Consider the following 7,599-nt stretch of genomic DNA (forward strand, 5'->3'; position numbering starts at 1 on the left):
AGCGCGGGTTTCTCCGGCACGCGAACACCCCCACCCCCCCCCACCACCCCCGCGCTAAACCCCCCCACCCCCCCTGGCCCGGTTTGTGCCCCCCGCGCCCACCGCGGCCCCCACAACCCTGTTCCGTCACGGCCAATCGATCATGGCCGATCGCTCACAGCCTAACCGCGGCCCGGTCGGTCAGCTTGAGAACCAACTGACCACCGACGACACCGCGCTGTGACCGGCCTTCACCAGTCGCTCGCTGACCGTCTCGGTCACCTTCACGCCGAACTTGGCCGCCTCCGCCGCGCCCTTCTCGATCGCGCCGACCACGCGGCCACCGATCAGCGAAAGACCGACAGCCGCCACCGAGCCGATGAACTTGTCGCTGCTGAAGCCGTAGCCGAACCCGGTGTACACGGCCGCAGCCACACCCGTCACCAGCGAGAACGTACCGACGACCGCCCCGAGGGGCGCGGTGGCCGGGAAGATCATCAGACCGGCCGCGACGAACCCGCTCCAGGTGCTGACGTTGCCCAGGAAGTCGCCGTAGTCCTTGAACAGCTGCTTGTCGTCCTTCGGCGGCGAACCCGGAGCCGGCTTCTCGGGAGCCGGAGCCGGAGTCGTCACCTTGTCGTTCGCCGGCGTGTTCACCGGGTCGACGTGGCTCGCCTCGTTGGCCTTCGCCTGGGCCGCCGCTGCGGCGGCGGCAGCGGCCTGCTCCTGCTCGCGCTTCTGGGCGGCGATGGAGTGGGCCTCGCTCGCGGCCTGGGAGGCGGCGGCGGCGTCCTTGCCCGCCGCACTCGCGCTGGCCGAGGCCTGCGCCGCCGAGGCCTTCGCGCTCGACGCCGAGTTCACGGCCTGGGTCGCGGAGGCGGTCGCCTGGGTGGCCGAGTAGTTGGCCTGCCGGTTGGCCGTCTGCGCGGCGGCCGCCGCGCTCTTGGCCTTCTGCGCCGAGGCGGCGGCGGCCGCCGCGGAGGCGTCGGCGGCGGTGGACTTGGCCTTGGCGTCCTCCGCGTAGCCCTTCGCCTGCAGGGCCGACTGCTGGGCCTGGCTCGCCCAGCTGTTGGCCTCCTCCGACGCGTGGCGCGCGTCCGCCGCGATCTGGTACGCCAGCTGGGCGCTCTCGCTCGCGGTGACCGCGTCCTTCGCCGCGTTGGCGATCATGCTCAGCACGGACGACACGTGCGCGTCGGTGTCCGCGTCCTTCTGCGCCGCCGTGAACTGGGTCTTCCGGACGAACTCGTGCTGCATCCAGGCCGGCCCGGCCAGGGCGACCGCACCCGCCGCCTTCACGTTCGGCCCGCCGCCGTCCACGGCGACCACCGTGGCCACCCGGTCGTCCTCGGCCAGGGCCTTGGCGTAGCCATTGGCCAGGAAGGCGGCCATGACCGGCACCCGGCCGTCGGTCAGCGCGGCGCCGCCGTCCCGCTGGACGGCCTTGCCGCCGTCCGAGATCAGGGAGACGATCCGCACCCGCAGGTCCTCGTTCTGGGCCTGGAGCGCCCCGCCGCTGAGGAACTTCTCGACGGCTGCCGGATCGGCGCTCTCCAGCGTCTTCTGCGCCTCGGTCGCGAGCTTGGCGTTCGCGATCTTCGTGACGGCCAGGATCTTCTCCCGGTCGTCGAGCCGCAGGCTGCGCTGGTAGTCCGACCTGGCCCAGGACACCACGGCCTCGTCGGTACCCGAGAGAGCGGCCTGCGCCGACGCCCGGGTCCAGGAGCCGGTCGACTTCAGCAGGTTGACCGCCGCCTTGCGGCCGGCCTGAGCGGCCGTCGCGGTGGCGGTACCGGGCGCCGCGGCCTGCTTGACCAGGTCCTTCGTCGCAGTGTCCTGCGCGGCGGCCTCGGTCTGCTGCTGGCTGAAGTTGGCCTGGGTGGCCTGGTCGTCCTTCAGCAGCAGGTCGGCCTGGGTGATGCCGAGCTGCTTCTCCGACTCCAGCTGCGTGGCCTCGGCGTCGCGGGCCAGCTTCTCCAGCTTCTGGGCCTCCGCCACCGCGTCGGCCGCGGCCTGGGCCGCTGCGGCAGCGGCGTCCGCGTGCTGACCGGCGATGTTGGCCCAGTCCTGGGCCTCGCCCGCAGCGTCGGCCGCGGCGTCGGCGGCGACGGCGGCCTTCTCCGCGTGCTCGGCGGTCCGGGTGGCCAGGTTCTTGGCGTTGGTGGCCGCCGTGGCGGCCGCGGTGGCCAGACTCTCGGCACGGTTCGCGGCCGCGGTGGCCGCGTTGGCCGCGTTGCGGGCGGTGGTGGCCGCGTTGCGGGCACGGGCCGCCTGCTCGGTGGCCTTGCCCGCGGAGCCGGCCGCCTGGGCGCTGGCCTCGGCGGCAGCGGCGGCGTTGTTCGCGGCGCGGGCCGCGGCGGAGCCGGCCCGGCCCGCCTGGGCACTCGCCTCGGCGGCGGACGAGGCGGCCGACGCCGCGTCACGCGCACCGGCGGCGGCGTCGCGCGCACCCTGGGCGGCTTCGCGCGCCGCCCTGGCCTTGCTCGCGTCGCCCGAGGCGGCGGCAGCGGCGTTGTACGCACGGCTGGCGGCCTGGCCCGCGGCGGCGGCGGCCGAAGCGGCCGAACGCGCGGCCGTGGCAGCCGTCTTGGCCGCCGACACCGCCGTGTTGGAGGCGTCGATCGCGGTCTTCGCGGCCTCCGCCGCACCCTGGGCGGCCTCGGCGGCGCTGTTGGCCGCGGCGCCCGTCTTCTCGGCGTCGTCCTTGGCCTTGGCGGCCTCGTCCGCAGCCGTCAGCGCGGCCTGCTTGGCCTTCGCGGCGGCTTCCTCGGCCCGGGCGCCGGCCTCCTTGGCGGCGGCCGTCTCCTCCAGGGCCCGCTTGCTGGCGTCCTTCGCGGCCTGGGCGAGCTGCTTGACGGAGAGCGTCTCCTGGTCCCTGGCCTGGGCGAGGAGCTGGCCGGTCTCCAGGAACGCGCGGACGTCGGCGGGAGTACCGCTCAGCGCCCGGCCGGCCTGCTTGGTGAACTCCGGGCCGGTGTAGACGTCCATCAGCCGCAGCACGGCGACCCGGTCGTCCTCTTCCTGCGCCTTGTACCGGCCGGAGGTCAGGAAGGCGTCCATGACCTCGGCGGTGCCGTCGGTGAGCGCCTTGGCCCCGGCCGTGCGGACGGCGACGTCGGCGCCGTCGACGATGGTGACGATCGCCGCCCGGCGGTCGTCCATCATCGGGTTCTGCCAACCGGTGGTGACGAACGCGTGGAGCTCGGCGTCCGAGCCGCTCAGCGCCCGCGACGCGGCGTCGCGCACGCCCTTGCCGGTGTTGCTCAGCATCTTGATGACGGCGTAGCGCTCGTCCGACGCCTGAGCACGGCTCAGCGTGCTGGTCAGGAACGTGGTGATGTCGGCTTCCGAGCCGAGCAGTGCCCGCGCGGCCGCGTCCTTCACCGCCGAGCCGCCGCCCTGCCAGGCTTCGACGACCTGCGCGCGGTAGTTGGCCGGCATCGGCTCCGGAGCCGTGTCGGACGGGAGTGCCTGGGCGACCGTCGTCCCCATGACGGTCGCGGCCAGCATCATGGCCGTGGCGGACAGGATCCTGGCGCGTGAGCGCCGTGCCGACCCTGCCCTCATTGGCGAGTTCGCCATTTCCCCCTTCTTCCCCAAATCCCTGGCCCGTCAGGGCCGGTTTTCACCAGGGCAGTTGCCCCGATTCCCGCAGGAAGCCTAGTGCCGGAAAAGGCGAATCGACGGGGCGAAATGATTTTGGCTGGATCGCATACCAACTGGCCGAATCGCCGTCGGTTTCGGCCATTGGCCGGATAAACCCGCGGGGAGTCCGAACCCGAGGACAACAAAGGGACGATTCGTCACTCTCGCCCGGTTCGTACACATCTCCACCATCAACCCGAATGCCGGACCGATCGAAGGTCAGCGTACTGACGGTCCGTCAATTCGGGCGAGGAGTGCCGAGAATAGACGAAAGACGGAAGAACACCGGAAGGGGCGCCCTTCCCCGCGCCGGTCGGCGCCACGGGATCGCCGGTCGGATACGATCCGGTGCCCCCACTCCGACACGGGCGGCAACCACCGCCAAAGGCCGCTCGCCGGCCCCGGAGCGCGGGATCGCGTGCGGCCCGCGCCCCGCCCGGCTATCCTCCCGGGATGCCTCTGCCCAGGACGCCCGCCGCACCGGCACCACCGGTGGCCCGACTCGTCGACGCCGAGCGGGCGTTGGCCCGACTGCGGTCGGAGTTGCGCGGGCGCCGCGGCACCTCCGTCCTGGAGGTCCTCGGGAGGGAGCGGGTCGAGGACAGCCACGAGCGGGTCCTGCTGTTCCTCCTCGACCCCGCCGCCTCGCACGGGCTCGGCCCCGGACTCCTCCGGCACCTCCTCGCGCTCGCGGGCCTGGACGAGGCGGCGCAGGACCCCGCCGTGGCGCGGGCGCGCGTCTGGCGGCAGGTCCGCGCCGACACCAGCATCCCCGACCTCGTGGTGCGGGCCGGTGCGGTCACCCTGGTCGTCGAGCTGAAGGTCGACGCCTCCGAGGGCACCGACCAGACCACGCGCCAGGCGGACGACTTCGCGCACTTCCCCGGCGTCCGGTTCCTCTTCCTGACCCCCGCCGGAACGCCCCCGGCCGACCCCCGCTTCCGCCCCGTGGCCCTGCGCGAGCTCGCCGGCGACCTCGCACGGCTCCTCGCCGCCACCCCCGCCGCCCCCTCCGCGACCGGCCGGTCCGTCGCCGAGGACTACCTGAGAACCCTGGAGAACGTCATGGGCAGCCAGGCCGACGACAACGCGTACGCGCGGTTCTGGTTCGGCGACCCGGACCTGATCCGCGCCTCCCGGGAGGGCGCCGAGCGGCTCCTGCGGCAGCTGCCGGCGCACACGGCCGAGGCCTTCCGCGGCCTCGCCCCACGCCTGGGCGAGGCCGTCACGGTCCTGCCGCTCGACTACACCGCGACCGGGCGGGCGCCCGGCACCGGGGAGGCGCCCCGGACGTACGACGAGACGGCCGTCCTGTTCTCCCGGCCGGAGTGGCTGCGCCCGGGCGCACGGCTGGGCTTCGGCCTCGGGATGCGGCGCGCGGTCGGCCGCCAACCCGGTCCGTCGGCGGACCGCAGGGGCGGCCGGTCGCCGTTCGTCGGCGTCCTGTGCGAGGACGCGGCGCTGCGCCGGGCCGTCGGGGCGGCCCTGGGCGGAACGGAGTGGGGCCGGCACTGGGCGTGGTGGGACTGGGCGGACCTGAGCCCGCAACCCGCCGGAGCCGAGTTCCTGCCGCACGCTGCCGCGACCGTCGCGCGGCGCGTCGAGGCCCTCTGGGAGTCCCACGTCGCCGTCGTCGACTCGCTGTGGGCCGCCCACGCCCCGGCCTGACGCCGCCACCTCGTCGGGCGTTCCCCGCGGGGCCGGGGAGGCGGTCAGCCGAGGCCCAGGCCGTCCCAGCGCTGGAGGACCGCCAGGGCTGCGGTGCGGTCGCCCGGGCCCGCCGGGTCGGTCGGCGCGAGGAGGTAGTCGGCGACCGGGGTGAGCAGCAGGGTGGTGCGGTCGGGGGCCGTCAGCAGGCGCGCCTCGTCCCAGTCGTGGCGGATGACGGTGCGGCGCAGCAGGGTGCCGTGGCGGGCGGTCAGCCGGGGGGTGGCGGCGGCCTCGGAGCGGCGGCGGTGTTCGGCGGCGAGCTCCGGGGCGAGGGCGGCGCGGACGGCGGCGAGGGTGCCGAGCGGGAGCCGGGCGGCGGCGAGGTCGAGCAGCGCGGCGGCCTCCGGGGCGAGCCGGTAGGCGGCCAGGACGGCGGCGGTCTCGGCGGGTTCGAAGGGCTGGCGGCTGAGACAGCACAGGTCGAGCAGGGTGAGCGGGTCGGGCTCCGCCCCGGCGGGCGCGTGCAGGTGGGCCTCGGCCAGGGCGATCAGGCACTCGACGTGGTCGTCCGCGACGAGGTACGGGCGCACCGGAACCGCGGCGCGGTCGCCGGGGAGGGCCGCCGTGGTGAGGTGGACGCGGTACCAGGGGTCGAGCAGCGGGTCCTCGGCGGGCCAGCGGACGGTGACCGCGGTGTGGTGCGGGCGGTCGCCGAGCAGGGTGACGTCGACGGTCTCCACCGGGTGGTCGGTGACCAGCCGGACGACGGCCTGCCAGAGCGCGGCCTCGCCCGGGGCGACCAGGTCCAGGCCGGCCTGCGGCCGGAGCAGGCCGGCCGGGTAGTAGCCGGCCAGCGGGACGCCGTGGATCGCGCGCGCGCCGGTGGAGCGGGCGAGGTCGTGCGCGAGGCGGGCGTAGTGGTCGGCGCGGGTGCGGGCGCGGCGCAGCTCGGCGCGGGCGGGTTCGCCCATCCGGACGTCGTCGCGGGCCAGGGCGGAGAGTACGAGGTGCGGCAGGTGACGGCTCCCGCGGGCGCGGTGGAGCAGTTCGGCCGGCCCGTCGGCCGGGTCGACGTCGAGCAGGTTGTACAGCAAAGCGGTGTTCACGGACGTCCGCCTCCGAAGGTATCGTCATGGCGCCCGACGCCGCCGACGGCCGAGGGCGGGGGCAATCACGACCGGTCACTGGGGGTGCCCGGTCGCGGGAGGTGAAGGAGGGGCGGACCGGACCGTCTCCGGCGGGCCCCGGCACGGTGATTCTTGCCGGTCGGGTTCAACGTGCGGTCACCACAGGCTCAACGGAGTCTCGACACCGCGCGCGACCTTGTGATGTAACGATCCACAGAGAAGCTGACATGTGCACGAGCGGGGCGGGCACTGTCCTGGGCGGCAGGGGGCAGGATGGGCGATCTCCGTTTTTCCGTACTGGGTCTGATGCGGGCTCACCGCGGCGCGACGGCGCTCAAGGTGGGCAGCCCGCAGCAGCAGGCGATGTTGGCCGTACTGCTCCTGCGGCCCGGTCATTCGGCGAGCGCCACGGACCTGATCGCGGCGCTGTGGGGCGAGGAGCCGCCGAGCGCGGCGATGACCACCGTGCGGACGTACGCGTGGCGGTGGCGCAAGGTGCTGGACGCGGCTGACCCGACGGATCCTCAGGATCCTGCGCCCCCGGGTGAGTCCGGGGAGAAGGCCGCGGGCAGCGTGCTGGTCTCGATGGGCGACGGCTACCGGCTCGTCCTGCCCAAGCTGGCGGTGGACGCGGCGCAGGCGGAGGCACTGGCCGGCGAGGCGGAGCGGACCGCCCGCGCCGAGCCGCTGCGCGCCCGCGACCTCCTCAACCAGGCGCTGGAGCTGTGGCAGGGCGAGCCGCTGGCCGGGATCCCCGGGCCGTTCGCGGAGCGGCACCGCCAGCGGCTGGAGGAGCTGCGGCTGACCCTGCTGGAGGAGCGGATCGGCCTGGACCTGTCCCTGGGCCGGTACTCGCGGTGCATCCCGGAGCTGACCGCGCTCACCACCGAGCACCCGCTGCACGAACGGGCGTACGGGCTGCTGATGCGCGCGCTGTACCAGGCCGGGCGGCAGGCGGACGCGCTGGCGGTGTTCCGGGGGGTGCGGCAGCTGTTCCTGGCGGAGCTCGGGGTGGGGCCGGGGGCGGAGCTGGAGCAGCTGCACCGCCGGATCCTGGAGGGGGACCCGGCGCTGGCCGCGCCCGAGGCCCCGGGCGGCGGTGCGGCGACGGGCGCGGCGGCGGCCCCGGTTCCGGCCCCGGCGGAGGGCTCGCCCGGGGACCGCCGGCCGGCGGCGGACGGCGGGGGCGGTACGGCGG

At 75.1% G+C, this 7,599-nt stretch carries 4 protein-coding genes; 2 read left to right on the plus strand and 2 right to left on the minus strand.

Annotated elements, in window-relative coordinates; genetic code table 11:
* Window positions 1–180: 180 nt before the first annotated feature.
* The gene (locus ACFVFS_RS40090) at window positions 181–3,492 is read right to left on the minus strand and encodes an ALF repeat-containing protein (protein WP_380630029.1); all 3,312 of its coding nucleotides are present in this window, start codon (window positions 3,490–3,492) and stop codon (window positions 181–183) included.
* 585 nt (window positions 3,493–4,077) lie between these two features.
* On the opposite strand from ACFVFS_RS40090, the gene ACFVFS_RS40095 reads away from it, so the two are divergent.
* Entirely contained in the window at window positions 4,078–5,292 is a 1,215-nt protein-coding gene (locus ACFVFS_RS40095) for a hypothetical protein (RefSeq protein WP_380630031.1), read from the plus strand.
* A gap of 44 nt (window positions 5,293–5,336) precedes the next feature.
* On the opposite strand, the gene ACFVFS_RS40100 is transcribed toward ACFVFS_RS40095, so the two are convergent.
* On the minus strand, window positions 5,337–6,380 hold the full coding sequence (locus ACFVFS_RS40100) for a hypothetical protein (protein WP_380630032.1): 1,044 nt from the start codon (window positions 6,378–6,380) through the stop codon (window positions 5,337–5,339).
* Window positions 6,381–6,707: 327 nt separating this feature from the next.
* On the opposite strand from ACFVFS_RS40100, the gene ACFVFS_RS40105 reads away from it, so the two are divergent.
* Window positions 6,708–7,599 (plus strand): BTAD domain-containing putative transcriptional regulator (locus tag ACFVFS_RS40105; RefSeq protein ID WP_380630034.1); only part of this gene is annotated, 892 nt, incomplete at its 3' end.

Source organism: Kitasatospora sp. NPDC057692 (genome assembly GCF_042799475.1).
Lineage (GTDB): Bacteria > Actinomycetota > Actinomycetes > Streptomycetales > Streptomycetaceae > Kitasatospora.